This window comes from Marinobacter salexigens (assembly GCF_002806945.1).
Lineage (GTDB): Bacteria > Pseudomonadota > Gammaproteobacteria > Pseudomonadales > Oleiphilaceae > Marinobacter > Marinobacter salexigens.
In genome coordinates this window covers 560,096-580,749 of sequence record NZ_NIHC01000001.1, presented here as the reverse complement: position 1 = coordinate 580,749, position 20,654 = coordinate 560,096, and the positions used below count along the sequence as shown (strand labels likewise).

The 20,654-nt window shown below is 53.3% G+C and carries 16 protein-coding genes; 8 read left to right on the top strand and 8 right to left on the bottom strand.

Going from position 1 to position 20,654, the window contains the following annotated elements; all coding sequences use genetic code 11:
- Positions 1–197 precede the first annotated feature (197 nt).
- Entirely contained in the window at positions 198–1,289 is a 1,092-nt protein-coding gene (locus tag CDH47_RS02690) for a C4-dicarboxylate TRAP transporter substrate-binding protein (protein WP_161494471.1), read from the bottom strand.
- A gap of 381 nt (positions 1,290–1,670) precedes the next feature.
- Here CDH47_RS02690 and CDH47_RS02685 point away from each other — a divergent pair, with 381 nt between their 5' ends.
- Positions 1,671–3,647, top strand: coding sequence for an acetoacetate--CoA ligase (locus CDH47_RS02685; protein ID WP_100638275.1), 1,977 nt, complete (start codon positions 1,671–1,673; stop codon positions 3,645–3,647).
- A 68-nt stretch (positions 3,648–3,715) separates the two neighbouring features.
- On the opposite strand, the gene CDH47_RS02680 is transcribed toward CDH47_RS02685, so the two are convergent.
- A complete protein-coding gene (locus CDH47_RS02680; protein WP_100638274.1) occupies positions 3,716–6,430 on the bottom strand; it encodes a winged helix-turn-helix domain-containing protein in 2,715 nt (904 codons plus the stop codon).
- 318 nt (positions 6,431–6,748) lie between these two features.
- Between CDH47_RS02680 and CDH47_RS02675 the strand changes: the two genes are divergently transcribed.
- Together CDH47_RS02675 and CDH47_RS02670 are read left to right on the top strand one after the other, a co-directional pair.
- Positions 6,749–7,303, top strand: a complete 555-nt coding sequence (locus tag CDH47_RS02675; protein ID WP_100638273.1) for a TRAP transporter small permease — start codon at positions 6,749–6,751, stop codon at positions 7,301–7,303.
- Between the two features lie 2 nt (positions 7,304–7,305).
- Complete coding sequence (locus tag CDH47_RS02670; protein ID WP_100638272.1) at positions 7,306–8,610, top strand: TRAP transporter large permease; 1,305 nt, start codon at positions 7,306–7,308, stop codon at positions 8,608–8,610.
- 29 nt (positions 8,611–8,639) lie between these two features.
- On the opposite strand, the gene CDH47_RS02665 is transcribed toward CDH47_RS02670, so the two are convergent.
- Entirely contained in the window at positions 8,640–9,452 is an 813-nt protein-coding gene (locus tag CDH47_RS02665; protein WP_100638271.1) for a PaaX family transcriptional regulator C-terminal domain-containing protein, read from the bottom strand.
- A gap of 64 nt (positions 9,453–9,516) precedes the next feature.
- On the opposite strand from CDH47_RS02665, the gene CDH47_RS02660 reads away from it, so the two are divergent.
- From CDH47_RS02660 to CDH47_RS02650, 3 genes are all read left to right on the top strand, one after another.
- On the top strand, positions 9,517–10,299 hold the full coding sequence (locus CDH47_RS02660) for a crotonase/enoyl-CoA hydratase family protein (protein ID WP_100638270.1): 783 nt from the start codon (positions 9,517–9,519) through the stop codon (positions 10,297–10,299).
- A 163-nt stretch (positions 10,300–10,462) separates the two neighbouring features.
- Positions 10,463–13,762, top strand: a complete 3,300-nt coding sequence (locus tag CDH47_RS02655; protein ID WP_100638269.1) for a carboxyl transferase domain-containing protein — start codon at positions 10,463–10,465, stop codon at positions 13,760–13,762.
- Positions 13,763–13,793: 31 nt separating this feature from the next.
- On the top strand, positions 13,794–14,291 hold the full coding sequence (locus tag CDH47_RS02650) for an acyl-CoA thioesterase (protein ID WP_100638268.1): 498 nt from the start codon (positions 13,794–13,796) through the stop codon (positions 14,289–14,291).
- Positions 14,292–14,306: 15 nt separating this feature from the next.
- On the opposite strand, the gene CDH47_RS02645 is transcribed toward CDH47_RS02650, so the two are convergent.
- Complete coding sequence (locus CDH47_RS02645; RefSeq protein ID WP_100638267.1) at positions 14,307–14,870, bottom strand: Yip1 family protein; 564 nt, start codon at positions 14,868–14,870, stop codon at positions 14,307–14,309.
- A gap of 125 nt (positions 14,871–14,995) precedes the next feature.
- Between CDH47_RS02645 and CDH47_RS02640 the strand changes: the two genes are divergently transcribed.
- Entirely contained in the window at positions 14,996–16,150 is a 1,155-nt protein-coding gene (locus CDH47_RS02640; RefSeq protein ID WP_239985547.1) for an NnrS family protein, read from the top strand.
- Between the two features lie 257 nt (positions 16,151–16,407).
- Positions 16,408–18,000 (top strand): MFS transporter, encoded by a 1,593-nt coding sequence (locus CDH47_RS02635; RefSeq protein ID WP_100638265.1) that lies wholly within the window; start codon positions 16,408–16,410, stop codon positions 17,998–18,000.
- Between the two features lie 101 nt (positions 18,001–18,101).
- Here CDH47_RS02635 and CDH47_RS02630 read toward each other — a convergent pair whose 3' ends face one another.
- From CDH47_RS02630 to ureE, 4 genes are read right to left on the bottom strand one after another with little or no spacing between them, the layout of a single operon-like run.
- On the bottom strand, positions 18,102–18,686 hold the full coding sequence (locus CDH47_RS02630; protein ID WP_100638264.1) for a HupE/UreJ family protein: 585 nt from the start codon (positions 18,684–18,686) through the stop codon (positions 18,102–18,104).
- Positions 18,687–18,735: 49 nt separating this feature from the next.
- Positions 18,736–19,374 carry an urease accessory protein UreG gene (gene ureG, locus CDH47_RS02625; RefSeq protein WP_100638263.1) on the bottom strand — a complete coding sequence of 213 codons (639 nt, stop codon included), beginning with the start codon at positions 19,372–19,374 and terminating at the stop codon, positions 18,736–18,738.
- 30 nt (positions 19,375–19,404) lie between these two features.
- Positions 19,405–20,112, bottom strand: coding sequence for an urease accessory protein UreF (locus CDH47_RS02620; RefSeq protein ID WP_193601567.1), 708 nt, complete (start codon positions 20,110–20,112; stop codon positions 19,405–19,407).
- Entirely contained in the window at positions 20,102–20,650 is a 549-nt protein-coding gene (ureE, locus tag CDH47_RS02615; RefSeq protein WP_100638261.1) for an urease accessory protein UreE, read from the bottom strand. The genes CDH47_RS02620 and ureE overlap by 11 nt, the downstream gene beginning before the upstream one ends.
- Positions 20,651–20,654 lie beyond the last annotated feature (4 nt).

Here is a 20,654-nt window from a genome sequence, read left to right as displayed (position 1 = left end):
CCACAACTACTCTCCCGAACGCCCAACACTGGCTAGGTCTGGCTGGAGAGGGTACTTATAGCGTCACAGACGGGCGGGTTAAGTTTTGACCCTATTATTGGGCGAACTTACATAAGACTTCTGTAAAGCCAATAGGCGCAGAGACTGACCACTGGCAATCTCTGCGCTTTTGCAACGTCTAATTCAAACGGTGAATCCTATTGTCCGTAGGTGTCCACATTAACCTTAGAGTACACCTCATCCCAATAAATCTGCGTTAGCTCTTCGCTGTTATCTACTTCTTTCACAAGTTCTACCCACTTGGTTAACAACGTGCGAAATGACTCAACCAGTTGCGCTGACGATCCCAGGCTATGGGACTCAGCATACTTGGCAGCGACAGCCTTGATATCCTGCTCGATAAAATTACGGGTTACTTTCACTAAACCTGCATCGGGTTCGTGGATTTTAATTCCTTGCTCTTCGGCTGTTTTCATATTCGTGATCGCTGCCTGGGCATAACCCCAGCTCAGAGCACTGGCATGCGCCGCAGAAGCATGGAGCATCGTGCTGCGCTCGCTGGGTGCCAGGCTTTTCCATACGTCCAAATTGATATTATTGGCAAGCCCTGAGAAGACACCCCCGGGCATATTGGGAGTCATATCAGAAGTAACTTCCATCAACTTCACGATGGTTAGCTCAGGCGCAGAATGCACACTGCAATCCACAACACCTTGACTTAGAGCTTCGTATGTTTCGTGCTGAGGGATAGACACAGGAGTTGCCCCAACTGCATTGGCCCAGCGTGCCCATTGGGCACCGCCTATACGCAGACGTTTACCTTTGATTTCTTCCAGCGTTCTAACCGGCTTGTTGCAGATCAGGAAGTATGACGAGGTCCCACCGCCTCCTAGGAACAGTTGATTCTGTTGCTTGTATTCGTTTACACAGCTTGGGCAATTAAAGAAAACATATTCAGCCATCGCACCGGCAAAGGCCAGACCTACCTTTTCCGTGGGTGCGCCGGTCATTTCAATGAGCATTGTGAGTTCAGTGGCGAGATTGGTACTTGGAAACTCAGACGGGAAGTACGGTGTCAAGACCAACCCACTGTCGGCCATACCGTCCCGAATACCTGGCGGAATTTCGCTGAAGCTCAGTAGCGACTGCGCATACACTTTTGCAGTCAGGTCACCGCCGGAGTGGCCTTGAACATCTTTCGCAAAAATCTCCGCGGCCTTAGCACCAATGGAGCCTGTCGAATAGCCGGTTGCATAGCTCAGCTGCTTTGCTTCAACAGCGCTGGTCATAGCGATACCTGCCAGAATTGCAGGAAGCACTCCACGTCTAAGCATGTTAGGACAGTTCATTGTTATTCTCCTGTATACGTTCAATTTTTTATAGTCAGTTGCAAAAGTGCGCCAGACTGAATCATCGGGAGTTCGCACCGGCCATAACATGTTGAAAGCAAATCACACTCTTCGACATCGTCGGAAGCGACGAATCTTTCGCTGGCGTACAAACCCCATCTCAACCAGGCCTCTTATTTAGCCAGCGGAAGTAGACTGTGTGTGTTTTTCGTCGGTTCAGACGATGTCTGTTGCACGGTCATAGAATCATTATGAGCAGGGGTTCCAAGGAGCGAGCTGTGCGCACACCCCCGTCAACAACAATATGCTAGAGGTTCTAAAATGACAGCAGTCACTCCCAAACCGCTGTGGCAGCCAAGCCAGGCACGCATCGAGCAGAGCCAAATCAAAGGTTTCATGGACTGGCTGGGCGAGAAAAAATCGCTGCACTTCAGTGATTACAATTCCCTTTGGGAATGGTCAGTAGAGTCACTGGAGGACTTTTGGGCAGCGTTCTGGGAATTTTATGATATTCAATCGACCACCCCTTACCGAAGCGTTCTGAGCAGTCACGAAATGCCGGGCGCTGCATGGTTTGAAGGTGCCCGGCTAAATTTCACGGAGCAGGTTTTTCGTTTTCACCATGAAAATTCCGATCGTGCAGCCATAATCTCTCGTTCAGAAATACGCCCGACCGAAACCATCTCCTGGGCCGAAATGCGCAGCCAGATCGCATCTGTCGCATTTACCTTAAGGCAAATGGGGGTAGAGCCAGGCGACCGGGTTGTTGCCTACCTCCCTAACATTTCTGAAGCAGTCATCGCGTTTTATGCTTGTGCAAGCATCGGTGCAATCTGGTCAAGCTGCTCGCCCGATATGGGGGTGCGCAGCGTAACAGATCGTTTTCGCCAGATTGACCCAAAAGTCTTGCTAGCCGTGGACGGCTACAAGTACGGTGGAAAGGAATTCGATAGGCTTGAGATTCTGAAGAACCTCAAAATCGAACTGCCTACGTTAGAGAACGTGATTCTTCTACCCTATCTCAATCCAGAAGCCCGCCTTGAGAATGCAACCTTATGGGACGACTTATTGGGGCATGATGTTCCAATGAAATTTGAGCACCTGCCCTTCGACCACCCACTATGGATAGTCTATTCATCAGGAACCACAGGGATGCCGAAGCCCATTGTTCATGGCCACGGGGGTGCCTTGCTTGAAGGCATGCTCGGCCACGGCCTCCACTTGGATTTGGGCAAACAGGATCGCTACATGTGGTTCTCAACCACTGGCTGGATTATGTGGAATTGTCAGATCAGCGGCCTTTTGGTTGGAGCGACCATCTGCCTGTTTGATGGTAATCCGGGATATCCCGATTTAGGGACTCTTTGGCGATTTGCCGAAGAAGCCGAGATAACGTTTTTTGGAGCTGGCGCCGCATATTATCTAAGCTGCCTGAAAGCCGGAGTTGAGCTCGACAATATTGCGGACCTCAAGCAAATTCGCTCCATTGGCTCAACTGGCTCTCCATTACCTGAACAGGGATACAAATGGATTAACGAGCAGCTTGATGACGTACTGATTGCTCCCATCAGCGGAGGCACCGACGTCGCTGCATTTTATGTAGGCTCCTGTCCGATCATGCCACTTTATGAAGGTGAAATGCAGTGTCGTACATTAGGCACAGCTGTTTACGCTATGGATGATAACGGCAAGATCATAGAAAACGAAGTAGGCGAGCTGGTTGTCACTAAACCGATGCCATCCATGCCCCTGTATTTTTGGGGAGATGTCGATGGCCAACGCTATCACGAAAGCTATTTCGACGTATTCCCGAAGCTGTGGAGACATGGAGACTGGATTCGGATAACTCCCCGTGGTGGAGCAGTCATTTACGGCAGGTCAGATACCACGATCAATCGTCAGGGTATTCGAATGGGCACCAGCGAAATATATCGCGTTGTAGAAGAAGCCCCGGAAGTTGTCGACAGCCTGGTGATAGATTTGGAATACCTGGGTCGCGATCCGTACATGCCGTTGTTCGTGGTGCTACGAGAAGGCGTGGAGTTAACGAGCGCGCTTGATCAGCGTATTCGTAACGCCATACGCACCCACCTTTCAGCTCGACATGTGCCAAATGACATAATCGAGGTGACTGAGATACCTCGAACTTTGACGGGCAAGAAAATGGAACTGCCGGTTAAAAAGCTATTGCAGGGAGCTGCAATGGATAGCGTTGCTAACCCCGACGCCATGGCCAACCCGGATAGCCTTTGCTATTTTGCCGAGTTTGCGAAACAGAAAAAGACTGCAATTGCTTAGGTAGGCCGCTTCAGGGAGCCGCAGATTCTTGATTTAAAGCCTGCGGCTCGCTGTTAGTGACACATACGTCAAATAAGCCCATAACGCCGCGCAATGGCAACGGCTTGAGTTCGACTGGAAGCGTTCAGTTTGGAGTTTATGTTTCGCAGATGAGTACGCACGGTACTATCTGACACAAACAGCTTTTCCGACATAGCGCTGTTTGAGTACCCTTCCGACAATAGCTGTAGAACCCGGGTTTCTTTTCGCGTTAGAGCATTCAGGGTCGGCTCGTCTGTTTCAGGCAATACGGCGGTCGACAATAATGCTGGCCCAAACGCCTCGATTAAATTCTCAAGATAGCTAACAAAAACCGGATCACTCTGACGTCCTGCCTCCCGAAATGTTTGATGGTAAAGTTTGACCACAATGCCTGCCGCAGCGCCTTCATCTACAAACAAACGCACGTATCCCTCCGCGCAACAGGTTGGCATAATCTCGGTCATCACTTCGATCGAGTCTTCCAGCCGATTACAGCGATACAGCGCAATGGCTTTGAACAATTTCAATTTCAGCACCCGTCGGTATAACGAACTGTTTTGCGCTTCCTTTATTTCCATATCGAGTGGTGCGAGCGCAGCTTGAGGGTCACCGGCAAGCACCTCCCAGCGCAGGCGGGCCATCTCCATATATTGTAAATCGTTTGCAGGCATCCTATGTTTACGGACTCGCCGCCAAAGCTCCTCATTGCCCGCCCTGTCAAGCTCCTGCTTTGCCGCTTCTGGTCGTCCCTGCGCCAAAAATAGCCGCGAACGCTCAAGCCTGGCCGTGGCGACTACCCTTGGTAGTTTTCTGATCCTACCCATGTGCTCCAGTTCAGTCAGAGCCTGAAATGCCCGGTCAACATCCCCGCAGTTGAACGCTAATCTCGAAAGCATAATATCGCTAATCAACATATGGTCCGGCAACCCGGCCTCCCGCACCAGCGGACCGTATACGTGCAATAAGCGGGCAGCCAGCTCTAGATCGTTCGCCTCATAAACCGTGTTTGCATGCAATACGCCAGCCCAGGCATTCCCACTGGTATGGCTAAAGTCATAAGTCGAACTTGTCGCACCGACAGCCAAGCGAAAACGTGCAGCCGCTTGTTTCTGTCGCCCTTCCTGAAGGTCAATCAACCCTTCCAAAGATTCTGAGTACATAGAGTTGAAAGAACTCGAGTGACTAAACTGGGCGTCTCTGGCTCCGTCAATGAGCTGGCGAGCCTGATCGTAGTTACCCATGACAGAAAAAACATTCGCTCGAGAGTTAATCGAGACAATATCTGCAAACGGAGCAAAACCTGAGAGCTCGTTGTCGTCAGTGCGGCCTAGTTCACTGGCTTCCTCATAGCGGTCCATCATGCCCATCATCAGAGGCTTGAACGCTAGGATGTGTGATTTCACTACAGGATTCACTGAAGCTTCCAAGTTGGTATTCGAAAGCATCTCAAGCGCCTCGTCCGGGCCACGAGTAAACCCGACAGCCCACATGTAAATCATTTCGAGAAGTTCATACTTGCTGAGCTGATCTGCTGGAAGTTCGCCCAGCCAGCGCGCGAGAAGCTTCATCCGCCCCTGCGATAACAATCGCTCGGCATGCGCATCCAACAAGAACATTGCGCGATCAAACGCACGCCCCTCGATTGCATGATCAATTGCGGGAACAAAGCGCCCTGAGTTCTCGTACCAGTGTGATGCAGCTAAATGAAGACCCGACACCTCACAAGGGTACTTTGCGTGCAGTACGGAGCGTAAAAACTCTGCAAACAAACTGTGGTAACGGTAAGTTAGCTGCTCGTGTTCAATGGGCGCAAGAAAAGCGCTGCGAGTATCCAGGTGGCGCAGCATTGCTTCGCTATCACATCCTGGCACAAGAGCGTTACACAAGGACGGAGTCAGATGGCGAAGAATGCTCGTGCGCAACAAAAAAGACTTAATTTTATCAGGCTGCTGCTCAAGTACATCGTGTGCAAGATAGTCTGCAACAGCATCATTTTCACCTGAAAAACGATGAATGAAAGACTGCGGACTGGCATTACCTTCAAGCGCCAACGAAGCCAGCCAAAGTGCGGTTGCCCAGCCTTCCGAGCGATTATGAATATGGATTAGGTCGTCTTGCGTCAATTCCAGTTGACGCCTGTTCACCAAAAAATCGGCAGTCTCATCAACTGAAAAACGCAATTCAGAAACATCGATTTCCAGCAGTTGTCCTCGCGCTCTCAGGCGTCCAAGGCCCAGCTCCGGCACGTGCCTTGAGCCTATAATGATTTGCCCACTTGCCGGCAAGTGCTCGATTATTTCTCGAATAAGCCCAAGAACAGATTGCTCATGAACCTTCTCAAAATCATCAATGAATAGAGCAAACGCAGATCGCTTTTCGGACAGTCGAGCCACTATATTAAAAGCCGCCTCACTGGCCGTCTGGCTTTCAATGGGCTCTTCATTAAACGTGTAGGCTTCATTTTCTGTTAGCTGTGAGACTGACGCGTTGAGACAAAACAAAAATCGTGAGACGTCATTATCGGCATCATCAATAGTAAGCCAAGCCGTAGCAATTCCGGCGCTGTTCATCCGAGACATGCTCTGGGTCATTGCAGTGGTTTTGCCAAACCCTGCAGAAGCACGAACGACTATCAGCTTAGCCGCAGAAGCGGACAATATTTTTTGGCACAGCTCAGCGCGCTCAACTTGAGCAGCCCTGGAAGCAGGTGGGTTGAGTTTGCTAACCATTAGAAAACGCTTGGGCGTTTGGGAAACAGGCATAGCGCTTAACAGCTCCGGTGTTAAATCGAATACCAACTACTCACTCAGCAGCCCCTTAGGGCGCAGCTGTTCAACTCTGACCGTTTGAATAGCAACTCAAAAGCCTATCACAGAATGCTGAAACCTCAGCAATATTCCCTGCCGCACGGCCTTAGTTCTCGAATTCGTCGGTTACGACGATGTTGCGCCGACCCACCGCGCTTATTCTTGAATTAACCTATTGCTGGCAAGGCCATGATCTCCTTGCCACAGTCGATGCTGACGCACACAAACTCAATAAAAACAAGCCGGCCCTCTGGGGGCGTAGTGGGGACAAGCATGTACGGTATTGGTCGATTTTTATCTATGGTCACGAATTTGATGACCGTACTCGGTGGACTAGCAATCGCGTTAATGATGTTACACATCACTCTGGACGTTGCCAGTCGCTACCTTCTTAACTCGCCCATTCCGGGCACCATTTCCATTGTTTCCTATTACTACATGGTTATTGCGGTATTCATTCCTCTGGCATTCGCTGAACAGAAAAATGCTCACATTTCAGTCGAAGTGATTACCGCCCGACTCCCAATTTGGATGCAGCGTAACCTGGAACGCCTGTCTTTCCTTTTGTCGACAGTCGTCTTTTCACTGCTGTCTGTTCGCACATGGGAAGAAGCAGAGAAAAAAAGGAGTTTTGGTGCTTCGGTTGTACAAGGCAGCGACGCCATTCCTATCTGGATCACCTATTACGTGTTGCCCCTTGGCTGCGGGCTTATGACGCTGGTGGTTTTTTACAAACTGGTAAGTTCCTGTCTGGGGACAAAATCAGGACTGGATACTTTTACAGCGCAAGCCGACGACCTGGACGCTAATGACGGGGTGAAAAAATAACAATGTCTGACGTACAAATTGGGTTATCCGGACTCGGGATATTAATTGCACTTCTTGCTTTAAGAGTTCCGATTGGGGTCTCTTTAATCGGGGTTTCCTTCGGTGGGCTCTGGTACATGATGGGGTGGAAAATTGCCTGGGGCTCCCTCGGCATAATTCCTTACCAGTTCGCCTCGAACTGGGTATTAAGCTCTGTACCGATGTTTTTATTGCTGGGGTTTGTTTGCTACCACACCCAGCTCACACAGGGGATGTTTCGCGCTGCTCGAATGTGGCTATCAGGTGTGCCCGGAGGGCTGGCAATTGCAGCAGTGTTCGGCTCTGCAGGCTTTGCCGCGGTTTCCGGGTCGTCCGTCGCTTGCTCAGCGGCTATGGGCAGGATCGCTGTTCCGGAAATGATTCGCCATCGCTACCATCCTGAGCTGGCCACGGGCACGGTTGCGGTAGCGGGTACAATCGGTGCTTTGATACCACCCTCAATAATTATGATCCTTTACGGTATTATCGCGCAGCAGTCCATTACAGGGCTTTTCCTTGGGGGCATCAGCGCAGGCATTCTGACCGCTATCGGCTATGTCGTTGTGATTCTGATACGAGTAAAGCTAAACCCTTCGCTCGCACCCGATACGAATGAAGTCATTCCCACCGTCGAGAAAATCCGCGCACTGAAGGACACTTGGCCTGTATTGCTGATTATGATTGGTATATTCAGCGGTTTGTTCGGCGGCATCTTCACTGCTACCGAGGCGGGTGCTGTCGGCGCTTTTCTTTCACTCGTAGTGGCTGCACTTAAGCGCAGTCTCAACTGGACGCGTTTTCGCAACGCGATTCTTGAGACGCTGATGACAACCGGGGCTCTTATCATTATCGCGGTTGGTGCCAGCCTGCTTACTCGATTTCTGGCGCTATCCGGGGCGGGAGATTATTTATCCGAACTGATAATAAGTCTGAACTCGGGCCACTTCATGCTGCTTTTTGCAATCGTTCTGATCTACGTGTTTCTAGGCATGTTCCTTGAGCCTATCGGAGCTATGTTGCTGACTCTTCCCATCATATTGCCAATCGTCGACAGTGCCGGCCTTAACCTACTCTGGTTCGGTGTAGTACTGACAAAGTTGCTGGAGATAGGCATGATAACACCGCCAATCGGCATGAACGTGTTTGTGATTAAAAGCGTTGTAGGCAATCTGGTCACTACCTCGGCGATTTTTCGGGGCATATTCTGGTTCTTGGTCATGGACTTCCTGGTTCTGATATTCCTGATCGCAGTTCCCGAGTTTATTCTTTTCCTCCCTTCTCTGGAGTGAGCTCCAACAGTTATACCGGGACCTGAATCTCACGCCTCTATGACAGCGATCCAGATTCTGACGGCCCTTGCCTGATAATCCTGCATCAAGCTAATCAACCTGAGCCGCTGCTCTGCTGGAACCAACTCTTCCGGCAGCAGCGGATCACGGATAATCTCCCGAATGACCGCCCGCCCGAACAACAGTGACTCTACCGCTGCCTCTTTCGGCCGGAGAGTCTCGAGGCGTTCGAGGCAATCTGTCACCTGAGCTAATAACCCTGCATATTTGGCGACCAGTTGGTCGCGGTTCCAGAGCTCCCGAGCCGCTTGCTCATCTTTGTCCGTGAACGCCCCTAGTTCAAAAACATGGGCACTGGCTGCAAGGCCCAAGCTATCCATATCCAACCTGAGTGCATCTACGCCACCAACAAGGTTATCCGGGCGCACACTTAAACCCTCAAACAACCTCTCAAACCCCCGCAGTCTTAGCGCCCTCTCATGGGCTCGCCAAATGGCTTTATCACGACGAACAACCTCGGTATCCAACACGCCAACCCAGCCACCCTGCCAGGAAGAGCTCCTGTGCTCCTTGGCTATCCAGTTTTCCACATCACGATAGAGACTGTTTCCCGCCGGGTTCCATGCGTATAACCCTCGCGCGGGGCTTGTGACCTTACCCTCTCGTAGAAGGCGGGTAAGCGCAACACGAACGCTCTGGCCCGAAAGACCCACCAATGCTCCCGCCTTACACAGCGAAGCGGTCGATAGCTCATGAGCTGGATGTGTCGCCAACAGGTCCATCGCCAACTCGCTGCCAGTGATACCAGAATTCTTGCTATAGAGTTTGATATCGTTGCCCATAATGCGTAATGTTTCATAAATTGGCACCCTAGAACAATAACTGTAACAAAAAGGAAGCTCCAGCGTGCACACTTCCGCCGTCCGGATCGAAGAACAAGGTCATATCTGCACCATTGTTCTGGATCGCCTTGGTAAAAAAAATGCCGTGGACCGACCAACTGCCGAGGCGCTTTATGCGGCATTTGAGCATTTCGAGACCGATCCGAACTTACGTGTCGCCGTACTTTGGGGTGCAAACGGCACCTTCTGTTCCGGCGCCGACCTGACAGCCCTGCACGATCCGAAAACCCGCAACAACATTGATTCCGAAGGTGAGGAAGACGGCCCAATGGGTCCGACCCGCATGGCATTAAGCAAACCTGTAATAGCGGCTGTATCAGGTTACGCGGTGGCAGGTGGCCTTGAATTGTCACTGCTGTGTGATTTGCGGGTAGCCGAAGAGTCGGCCGTATTTGGCGTATTTTGCCGACGCTGGGGCGTTCCCTTGATTGATGGCGGCACTGTGCGCCTGCCCCGAGTTGTCGGCCAGTCTCGCGCTTTGGACATGATCCTGACCGGGCGTCCAGTGAAGGCAGATGAGGCTTTACAGATAGGCTTGGCGAATCGCATTGTTCCAGATGGAGAAAGCCGTGAAGCGGCCGAAGCCCTCGCCCGACAGATCGCAGAATTCCCGCAGCAGTGCATGCTGGCAGACCGGGCCTCTGCTTATCGCCAATGGGAACTACCTTTGGCGGACGCCCTGCGCAATGAAGGCAAGAAGGGCTACCCCATCGTGTTCGAAGAGGCCATTGCAGGAGCCCAACGGTTTGCCGAAGGGGCAGGGCGTCACGGGGATTTCAACAATTAGAATATGAAATGTTAAGAGGGCAATACTATGACAACAACCTACCTCGACCTGATTAACCGCGGCGCAAAAGCCTACCCGAACCGGACGGCCTTGCCGGACATGCTAGCGAAATAAATCTAAAACCCAGTTTTTAAACCTGCAGACAAAACAAAAAGGTGCATGAGTGAAGTTCAACAAGCTACTGATCGCCAACCGCGGCGAAATCGCCATTCGTATTGCCAGAGCCGCCGGAGACATGGGGCTGGAATCTGTTGCGGTCTATTCGGAAGACGATAGCGAATCCCTGCATATCCAACACGCGAATCAGGCTATAAAACTCCCCGGTAAAGGTGCCCGAGCCTATCTGGATATCGATGCGGTCATAGCAGCCGCGATTGAGGCAGGTGCTGATGCCCTGCACCCTGGGTACGGCTTTCTGAGTGAGAATCCAGAACTGGCTCGCAGCTGTACGCAACAAGGCATCACGTTTATCGGCCCCGATGCCCGCACCCTTGAACAACTTGGAGATAAGGCCGCAGCACGGCACCTTGCGCAGAGGTGTGGCGTGCCCATTACGCCCGGCACCCAAGGCAGCACCTCCCTCGAAGAGGTGAAAGCATTCATTGCCAACCAGAGCGGCGATGCCTCAGCTGTGATTAAGGCCATATCTGGAGGCGGTGGCCGGGGCATGCGCATTATCCATCCAGGCGATGATATTGAAGCCAATTTCCACGCCTGCGCCCGTGAAGCCAAAGCGGCTTTCGGCGACGACGATCTATATGTTGAACAGCTTATTGAGCGAGCCCGCCATATCGAAGTTCAGGTCTTGGGCGATGGCATGGGTAACGCCGTACACCTATGGGAGCGGGAGTGCAGCCTTCAGCGACGTAACCAGAAGCTGATTGAAATTGCCCCCAGCCCGACACTGTCCGAAGCCACCCGGAACCGACTGCTGGAAGCGGCTTTACGCCTGGCACAGGAAGTAAACTACGCAGGTTTGGGTACCTTTGAGTTTCTGGTGGACGCAAACGGCTCCGATTTCTACTTCATGGAAGCTAACCCGAGACTTCAGGTAGAACACACCATTACTGAAGAAGTCACCGGGATTGATCTGGTTCAGGCGCAAATTGCGGTGCTTGGCGGTGCCAGCCTCCAGAGTCTTCAGCTACAACAAGCCGATATCCCTGCTCCAAGCGGTTTTGCCATCCAGTGCCGTATTAATATGGAATCCCTGGACACCAGCGGAATCACTCGCCCAAGCGGCGGCACGCTGAGTGTATTCGAACCACCCAGCGGCCCGGGCGTGCGGGTCGACACCTACGGCTACAACGGGTACACCACCAACCCGAATTTCGACTCCCTGTTAGCCAAGGTTATCGTGCACAGCCGCTCACAGGATTACGCCCAATCAGTAAGAAAAGCCTACCGGGCACTGTGCCAGTTCAGGGTTGAGGGCGTCAGAACCAACCTCAGCTTCTTGCAGGCCTTGTTGTCCCAATCAGATGTTGCGGATAACAGCGTGTATACCCGTTATGTGGATGACCATATGGCGGCGCTGGTAGCCAAATGCGAGCAGGAACACCCTCGCCTGTTTTCCGTCACTGCACCTACACAAAAAGCCGATAGTGCCAAGCCCGGAACAGAGGCTCCGGAAGGCACAGAGGCTGCCTTGGCTCCCATGCAAGGGCAGTTAATCAAAGCTCTGGTGGCGGTAGGGGAAAGCGTACACAAAGGCCAAACCCTCGCCATTATTGAAGCCATGAAAATGGAGCATGAGATACAAGCCTCCGTTGCAGGCAGTGTTCATAGCCTTCCACTTGAACATGGTGACTACGTGAGCGAAGGCCAGGCGATTGCCTATATCGAGCCTGGCGAGGTAACCCAAAACACAGAGACAGCCGAGAAAACGGTCGATCTGAACCACGTCCGCCCGGATCTGGCAGAATCCTTCGAGCGCCATCGGTTGACTCAGGACGAAGCTCGCCCAGAAGTTATGGCCAAGCGCCACAAACGGGGCATGCTGTCGGCACGGGAAAACGTGGCCAATATCTGCGACCCCGGCAGTTTCATGGAATACGGCGCCCTCACCTTTGCCGCCCAGCGCAAGCGTCGATCAGCAGAGGAGCTGATGCAATCCACACCGGCCGATGGTTTGGTAACGGGCGTGGGTGCGGTGAACGGTGATAGCTACAGCGAAGAACAGGCTCGCTGCGCCGTGTTGGCTTACGACTACACCGTACTTGCCGGCACCCAAGGCACCATGAACCACCGGAAGACCGACCGAATTCTGCATGTGGCGGAAGAGCAACATCTGCCGGTGATTTTCTTCACAGAAGGTGGCGGCGGCCGCCCCGGTGATACCGATGATGCAACACTGATCGCCGGCCTGCACACGCCCAGCTTTTTGCAATACGCCAGATTAAGCGCTCTGGCACCACGCATTGCCATTGTGTCTGGCCGCTGTTTTGCCGGGAACGCGGTGTTCGCCGGCTCCAGTGACCTGGTGATTGCCACCCGCAACGCCAGCTTGGGCATGGCAGGCCCGGCAATGATTGAAGGCGGAGGTCTAGGCGTATTCGCACCAGAAGATGTTGGCCCCATGTCTGTTCAGGTGGCCAACGGTGTAGTGGATTGTCTGGTAGAGAATGAGCAAGAGGCCGCCCAGGTAACCCGCAAGCTCATGTCCTATTTCCAGGGTGCCACCGCTGATTGGCAATGCGACGACCAGCGCCTGTTACGTTCAAGCATTCCTGAAAACCGGCTGCGCTCCTACGACATTCGTGCATTGATTCGCACCCTGGCCGATACCGACAGCTACCTTGAGCTAAGGCCAGACTTCGCCTCAGGCATGGTCACGGCCTTTGCCCGCATTGAAGGCCGGCCCGTAGGCATCATTGCCAACGACCCAAGACACCTTGGCGGTGCCATTGATGCCAATGGTTCAGACAAAGCCGCACGTTTCATGCAGCTGTGCGATGCCTTCGATGTTCCACTGGTGAGCTTGTGCGATACCCCGGGCTTCATGGTCGGGCCAGAGGCCGAGAAATCCGGACTGGTTCGCCACACCAGCCGACTGTTTGTCACCGCCGCCAGCCTGCAGATTCCAGTTTTCACCATTGTGTTACGCAAAGGCTATGGACTCGGCGCCATGGGTATGGCCGCTGGCTCCTTCCACAATCCATTCTTCACCGTGGCCTGGCCCACCGGGGAGTTTGGCGGCATGGGGCTAGAAGGCGCGGTTCGCCTGGGGTACAAGAATGAACTTGCGAAGGCGGGTGACGAGACTGCACAAAAAGCGCTTTTTGAAAAACTGGTCGCCAAGCACTACGAGCAAGGCAAAGCCCTGAACATGGCAGTCTCGCTGGAGATTGACGCGGTGATTGATCCCCTGGAAACCCGGAGCTGGATTATCCGGGGGCTCAAATCCGCGAAGAAAGCAGGGCCAAGGCAGGGTCGTCGCAGGCCCATGATCGATACCTGGTAAGCACATCTTTTAAAGAACAAGGAAAGCACCAATGACAAAAATACCGGAGACCTCTGAGCAAAAGTCTTCCGAAGAGAAGCCATTCAGGTATTTTATGCAGGTTCGGTATAGCGAATGCGATGCCCAGCTTGTGGTTTTCAATGCCCGCTACGGGGATTACATTGAACTGGCAGCCACTGAGTTCTTGTACATTGTGGGCGCTGAGTTGCCAGATCTGGAGGCCAGCTTTGACTACCAGGTAGTCAAGCTGACTATTGAGTGGAAGGCGCCGGCTCGCTATCGAGACACTCTGGAAATATCCGTCAATGTTACTCATGTGGGCAACACCTCGTTTGAGCTGACCACAGAGTTTCGAAATGCAAAGACCGGGCAGTTCCTTGCCAAGGGCGAACTGATCGGGGTTGCTGTTAATCCGAAAAACGTCGAGAAAATGCCGATTCCTGACAGCATAAAGCAAGCAATGGTAAATGGCGCACGGGGAAAGTTCGTTGACCACGCGGGGCTTTTTACAGCCCCACAGGCCAATTGATTTTTAGCGGCTGAATCAATACGCCCAAACCAGCGCCATCAATACTCCCCATGCCAGCAGGGATGCTGCCATTACGGTGTAGGCAACGGACATGCTGAGGACATCGCCCGGACTACGGTGGCACAAAGACCTCATGCCCTGATACACAAGGGTGCAGGACAACGCCATTGCAACCATAACTGCCAAAACACTAAACATAACCACTGGTACCAGTAGTGCCAGTGAAGATATCCAAAGAGGTATAGGTGCAATCGCCGCAAGCAAATAGGCGTCGTTATAACTGATTTTCAGTTTATGACCTTCCACCACACTATGAATCAGCCAGCCCATCACAAAAAATGTCAATAGCTCTGCAAGAAAGAGGATGGTGGTAATGAAACGCCATTCCTTACTTCCAAAACCGGCAATAAAGTCATCACCATAGTGAGTGCCTGCGTAGTAGAGCATTACCGGTGGTATGAGCGACATGGGCACAACAACAAACCAGGCAAGAACAGGTATGGAGATCTGCCTTTCCTGAAGTTCAGCCCACCCCCCATTGCTGGAAAACGGGAGTTTAAACAAGCTTGAAACGTTCATGGTGAACCTCCTTGCTCTCGAGTGGGGCAGAGTTGCCTCTCGGGACAGCATTTGCAATATTATGATGGCTTTTACTTATTCTTTTTAGGCGCCTTTCCCCAAACCGTCAATTAGCCGGGATGATCTTGAACAATTCAACCAACAAGCGACAACCCAAAGCTCAGGCTTTCTGGCTGTTTTTCCCAGCCGCGAGTTTGCTTGCTGCACTTGCTGTTCCATTGTCTGTCTGGGCGGTTTGGTCGGGCACGGGCTGGCCGGCCGGTCTCGTTGGTGCCGGGCATGGCCATGAACTGATTTTCGGCTTCGCACTGGCCCTGATTGCCGGCTACACTCTTGGGCCACAGCCTGCAGCAATGCTTTATCCGCTGTTTGGGCTGTGGCTGGCGGCCAGGATAAGCTGGATCCTGTTACCAAACTTTCTGGTAGCACAGATTCTGAGCCCTGCCTTTGCCATACTGCTTGCCTGGCACGTGGTGCCCCGCTTCAGCGCTGCAAAAAAATGGCGAAACAAAATGGTCGGGCCGCTCATCTTTTTGATTTGCATGCTTGCGGTTATCTTCTGGCTTTCTTCGGGTGCCGGCCTGGCCTACACGCCATGGCTGCCTGGCCCATTCTTGCTTATGCATTCTGCCATTGTCGGGCTGTTGCTACTCATGACCTTCATGGGCGGGCGAATCATTGCCCCTGCGGTTGCTGGCACCCTGGAGAAAAAGGGCATACCTCTGGAAGCGCGGGTTCAGCCACGGATTGAAGGGTCGTTAATTCTGATGCTGGGCTGCACAACATGTCTCATAGCGTTTCCTGTAGCTGATCCACTGACTGGCATACTATTGATAGTGGCTTCTGCGCTGATAGCCCTTCGCACACTGCGCTGGAAACTTTGGCTCTGCCCTGAACGTCCCGATTTGCTGGTTTTGGCTTCAGGGTATGTATGGCTGGCAGTTGGTGCCCTGGCCGCAGGCCTATCGCTACTACACGGCAGCCTACCGGCGCCGGCACTGCACCTGATTACGATTGGTGGGCTGGGAACCTTATCCACCAGCGTAATGCTTCGGCTTGCCTGGCAAAGAAGCCATCGAAAACCACCACCTGCCAGTGAGGTTTTCCTTATTGCCACCCTTATGGCTGTCGCCGCCATTAGCCGCTTTATGGCAGGCGCATCTCCCTTCGGCGCATCAACGTTGCTATGGCTATCAGCCTGCGCTTGGGCACTGGCCTATCTGTGGGTTACCCTTCGGCTCCTCGCTCTTGCAAAACATGGGCAATACCGCCGGAAATGAGTGGCTACCTCTCCTGCGCCAACCTCTGACACGCCTACCTCCTTGGTGATATCACCTCCACAATCCATTGTTTTTATTATCAAAATACCCCACCCTCACACATCTTGACCTATACTCAAAAGTCGACCCAATTGCACGAAAACTTACCTTGATAAATGTCATGAACGCATAGACGGTTGACTTTGCACAATGGTGTCAAGAAGCCCGAAAACTGCGCCCAATGCGGAACCGGGCAGGCTAACCGAGGGAGTATTGTTATGGCTAAAACCAACGCCGACATCGAACACTGGGATGTCGAAAACGAAGAATTCTGGGAAAAAGAAGGGAAAAGAATTGCCTCCCGCAACCTGTGGATATCCATCCCCAGCCTGCTGATGGGGTTTGCTGTCTGGCTGATGTGGGGAATGATCACCACCCAGATGAAGAACCTGGGTTTTGATTTCACCATAGACCAGCTTTTCACCCTCTCGGCCATTGCCGGTCTGTCTGGCGCCACACTGCGTATACCGGCGTCGTTCATGATCAAGATTGCTGGTGGGCGTAATACCATTTTCCTGACCACCTCTTTGTTAATGATCCCGGCGGTAGGCACTGGCATAGCTCTGACGAACCCAGGCACACCGTTTATCGTATTTCAGGCTTTGGCTCTGCTCTCCGGTATCGGTGGCGGTAACTTTGCCTGCTCCATGAGCAACATCAGTTCCTTCTACCCCAAAAGCAAGCAGGGTTACGGCCTTGGCATGAATGCGGGTCTGGGCAACTTCGGTGTTACCACCATGCAGATCCTGATTCCGCTGGTAATGACCGTTGGCATGTTCGGGTTTCTGGCAGGCGATCCCATGCAACTGCAAAGCCCAAGTGGCACGCTGATTGGCCGGATTGAAGCCGGTACCGACACCTGGATCCAGAACGCCGGCTTTATTTGGTTGGTGTTTTTAATCCCCTTGGCATTTGCCAGTTGGTTCGGCATGAACAACCTGAAAGTTGTTACCCCCAACCCAGGCAACCCGGCTTCAGCCTTCGGTAAGATCCTGGGCCTGTACGGCGTAGGCATTCTGACCTCGATTGTTGGTGTCTGGGCGCTCAGTATTATGAATATGTGGCTGGCACTGCCGCTGACCATTGTGCTGACTGTAGTTCTGCTCCGGCTGATCCCGGGTGACATCAAACCTAACATCAAGAATCAGTTTGCCATTTTCAGTAACAAGCACACTTGGTCCATGACCGTGCTGTACATCCTGACCTTCGGCTCGTTCATTGGTTTCTCCGCTGCGCTGCCGCTGTCTATCGGCGTAATCTTTGGCAACATGATGGAAGTGGCTGCCGACGGCACCGTCACCCGCGTTGTTAACCCGGACGCCCCGAGCGCGCTGACCTGGGCATGGATGGGACCATTCGTAGGCGCTCTGATTCGCCCGGTAGGTGGCTGGATTTCCGACAAGTTTGGCGGCTCTATCGTTACCCAGATCATTTCTGTGGTGATGGTGGTGGCATCTGTGGCAACTGGCTATGTGATGATGCTGGCCTACAACTCCACTGATCCCAACAGCTACTTCGCCCTGTTCCTGATTCTGTTCATTGTGATGTTCGCCGCCAGCGGCATCGGCAACGGTTCCACCTTCCGCAGCATTGGTTACATCTTTAACCAGCAGCAGAAGGGGCCAGTACTTGGCTGGACCAGTGCCATCGCTGCTTACGGTGCCTTTATTGCGCCCAAGCTGCTAGGCCAGCAGATCCAGGCAGGCACTCCGGAAGTGGCTATGTACGGATTTGCAGTATTCTACGCACTGTGCCTGATCGTTAACTGGTGGTTCTACCTGCGCAAAGGCGCTTACATCAAGAACCCATAAAACTGCGACCAAGGCAGGCAAACAAAAAGCCCGCCGGGGGACAATCCCCCGGCGGGCTTTTTACTGCGTCTAAAAAAGAACAGTCTTTCTGTTCAGAGCCCTCAGCCCGCTGCCAACATGCCGCCTATCACAGCAACCACACCACCCAGTGCCCGGGTAATACGGTTATCGGCCTTCAGCATCAGGACTCCCAGGCCACGGCCCGCGAAGGTGATTGCCAGCGTAGCAACAACAAAGCCAGCCATGTAGGCCACCAGGCTGCTGCCTGCCGCCATTTCAGCGCCATGGGCATAACCGTGGGCAACCATGAACAAAGCAACCAGAGTGCCACCGACAATCGTCGGCAGTTTTGCCATGGTGGCAATCAGCACGCCGGCCAGCAGCACCGACATGGCGATACCGGTTTCCACACCCGCCAGGCTTATGCCACCCCATGCGATGGCTGCGCCCACAACCATACCGCCCACGACAAACAATGGCGCGCCACGCTTCATGGTGGTGCTCTGGCGAATACTCCAGAAACCGATAGCCGCCATGGCCAACAAATGGTCAATGCCCAGCATCGGGTGTAGCAAGCCGCTAAGGAAACCGCCGTGGGTGTGCCCAATTTCGCCGGGATGAGCGGCGGCCAGGCTGGCGGTCAACATCAGTCCAAGGGTCATCAGCAATTTTGTCATTTTGTTCATAGCGTTCTCCGTCAGTTCTTTCTATTTAGAATATCTGGCATCTGTGCAATCAAGCGGTATCAGTCAGTTTTTCGGGGCGACGTTCAGGCAACATGCCCCGCTCCAGAATAAAGCTGATGATCTCTTCCAGGCCGACACCGTCATACAAATTGGTAAACACAAACGGGCGTTCGCCTCTCATCTTCCTGGAATCCCGTTCCATTACATCCAGCGACGCATGCACGTATTCGGCAATGTCGATTTTGTTGATGATCAACAAATCTGACTTGGTAATGCCTGGGCCGCCTTTGCGGGGAATTTTATCGCCCGCAGCTACGTCGATAACGTACAGCGTCAGGTCCGACAATTCGGGGCTGAAGGTGGCCGCCAGGTTGTCGCCGCCAGACTCCACCAGCACAAGCTCCAGGCCCGGGTGCCGAGCCTGCAAGTCGTCAATGGCCGCAAGATTCATGGAGGCATCTTCGCGGATAGCGGTGTGGGGGCAGCCTCCGGTTTCCACGCCAAGAATGCGGTCAGCAGGCAGCGCATCGTGCTTCAGCAGGAAGTCGGCGTCTTCACGGGTGTAAATGTCGTTGGTGACTACCGCTATGTTGTAGTGATCTTTCAATGCGCTGCACAGTTGGCGCAACAGGGCTGTTTTACCGGAACCCACCGGCCCCCCTACGCCTACTCGTAAACAATGTGTCATGGGTATTTTTTCCTCTGTTTACTCGAAGCGTCAGCTTCGGAATAGTCTTGAATATTGGGTTTCATGTTGGGCACTGGCCAAGGCGAGCCCCGGCAAAATGGGCCCCATTTGTTCATCGGTGAGTAATAATGCAGCCTCAACCGCCGTCACCAATTTCGGGCGAAGCAACTCACTCAGGCGCTGCGCTGCTGTATGCCCAAGCGGCATGGCCTTGCACGCCACCGCCAGCTGATTTTCAAGCCAGCCCCAGGCAAAACCGAGCAGGGTTTGGCGCACCGGCACTCGCCGCTGGTGCGCTGTCCAGGCAAATACCGTGACGTAATCCGGCTCTTCCGGAAGCCGGGCATCGCCCTGCTCAGTCTGTGGCTGCACCGCAAGGCTGGTGAGCAGGCGCACCAATGCCAAACCCAATCGCGCGCCCTCATCACTTAGCTCGGCGGTTTCCCGGTTGGCATGCAGCCAGTCGTTCCAGTACGCAAGGCCCTCGCTGTCAGCCTTGGCCCAACAGTTTTGCAGGCGCACCAGGACCGGCAGTTCGCAACGGGTAAGGCCATCATCCAGCACGCCTTCAAGCCACTCGCCAAGCTCCTGTTCGTTCGTGACCCAGCCCAGCTCAAAGGCGCTTTCCAGGCCCTGAGACCAGGCGAACGCACCAATCGGCAGGGCCGGACTAACCAACTGCATCAAACCAAGCAGTGCCATATCATTGATCGCTTCCGCCGCGCTCTCAGTGTGCATGGCTGTGTCCATCGTCGTGGGCATGAGAATGATCATGGCTATGGCCGTGCGAGTGGCTATGGCTATGGGAATGCCCGTGGGCCTGTTCACGGCCTGCGTGGGCATATGCCCCGGACTCCGGGTCAAACGGTGCCTCGTGATGCTGTAACTTTGCACCTAAAAGCTCCGCCAGTTCCTCCAGTACATGGTCCGGCGGAAAACGCACCCATTGGCGTCCGTCAGCATCTTCCCCCAAGGCCAGGGTTACGTGGCGATTGCCCAGGTGGTAGCACAAGCGTGCCAGCGGCAATCCACTTTCGCTGTAGGCCGTGGTGACTGACTCATCAGCGGCACGCACACGGATAACCTCACCACTGCTGGCCCGTAAAAGATCACCGTGGCGTAACACCGGCCCACGATCGAGGAACAGGCCTACATCCCGGCCATTATCGGTTACGGCCCTGAGGCGGCCACGAATGCGCAGCTCGTATGGCAAAGTCAGGGTATCCAGCACCTCGCCTTCAGAACCTGCTTCCAACCTCTGTGTTAACTCAAGCATTTTG

Excerpts from the sequence above, each read along its gene's own strand:
- ureG (WP_100638263.1), bottom strand. The coding sequence starts at position 19,374 with ATGACACATTGTTTACGAGTAGGCGTAGGGGGGCCGGTGGGTTCCGGT.
- ureE (WP_100638261.1), bottom strand. The coding sequence starts at position 20,650 with ATGCTTGAGTTAACACAGAGGTTGGAAGCAGGTTCTGAAGGCGAGGTG.
- CDH47_RS02685 (WP_100638275.1), top strand. The coding sequence starts at position 1,671 with ATGACAGCAGTCACTCCCAAACCGCTGTGGCAGCCAAGCCAGGCACGC.
- CDH47_RS02670 (WP_100638272.1), top strand. The coding sequence starts at position 7,306 with ATGTCTGACGTACAAATTGGGTTATCCGGACTCGGGATATTAATTGCA.
- CDH47_RS02650 (WP_100638268.1), top strand. The coding sequence starts at position 13,794 with ATGACAAAAATACCGGAGACCTCTGAGCAAAAGTCTTCCGAAGAGAAG.
- CDH47_RS02635 (WP_100638265.1), top strand. The coding sequence starts at position 16,408 with ATGGCTAAAACCAACGCCGACATCGAACACTGGGATGTCGAAAACGAA.
- CDH47_RS02645 (WP_100638267.1), bottom strand. The coding sequence starts at position 14,870 with ATGAACGTTTCAAGCTTGTTTAAACTCCCGTTTTCCAGCAATGGGGGG.
- CDH47_RS02665 (WP_100638271.1), bottom strand. The coding sequence starts at position 9,452 with ATGGGCAACGATATCAAACTCTATAGCAAGAATTCTGGTATCACTGGC.
- CDH47_RS02675 (WP_100638273.1), top strand. The coding sequence starts at position 6,749 with ATGTACGGTATTGGTCGATTTTTATCTATGGTCACGAATTTGATGACC.
- CDH47_RS02620 (WP_193601567.1), bottom strand. The coding sequence starts at position 20,112 with ATGCACACTGAGAGCGCGGCGGAAGCGATCAATGATATGGCACTGCTT.
- CDH47_RS02690 (WP_161494471.1), bottom strand. The coding sequence starts at position 1,289 with ATGACCAGCGCTGTTGAAGCAAAGCAGCTGAGCTATGCAACCGGCTAT.
- CDH47_RS02680 (WP_100638274.1), bottom strand. The coding sequence starts at position 6,430 with ATGCCTGTTTCCCAAACGCCCAAGCGTTTTCTAATGGTTAGCAAACTC.
- CDH47_RS02630 (WP_100638264.1), bottom strand. The coding sequence starts at position 18,686 with ATGAACAAAATGACAAAATTGCTGATGACCCTTGGACTGATGTTGACC.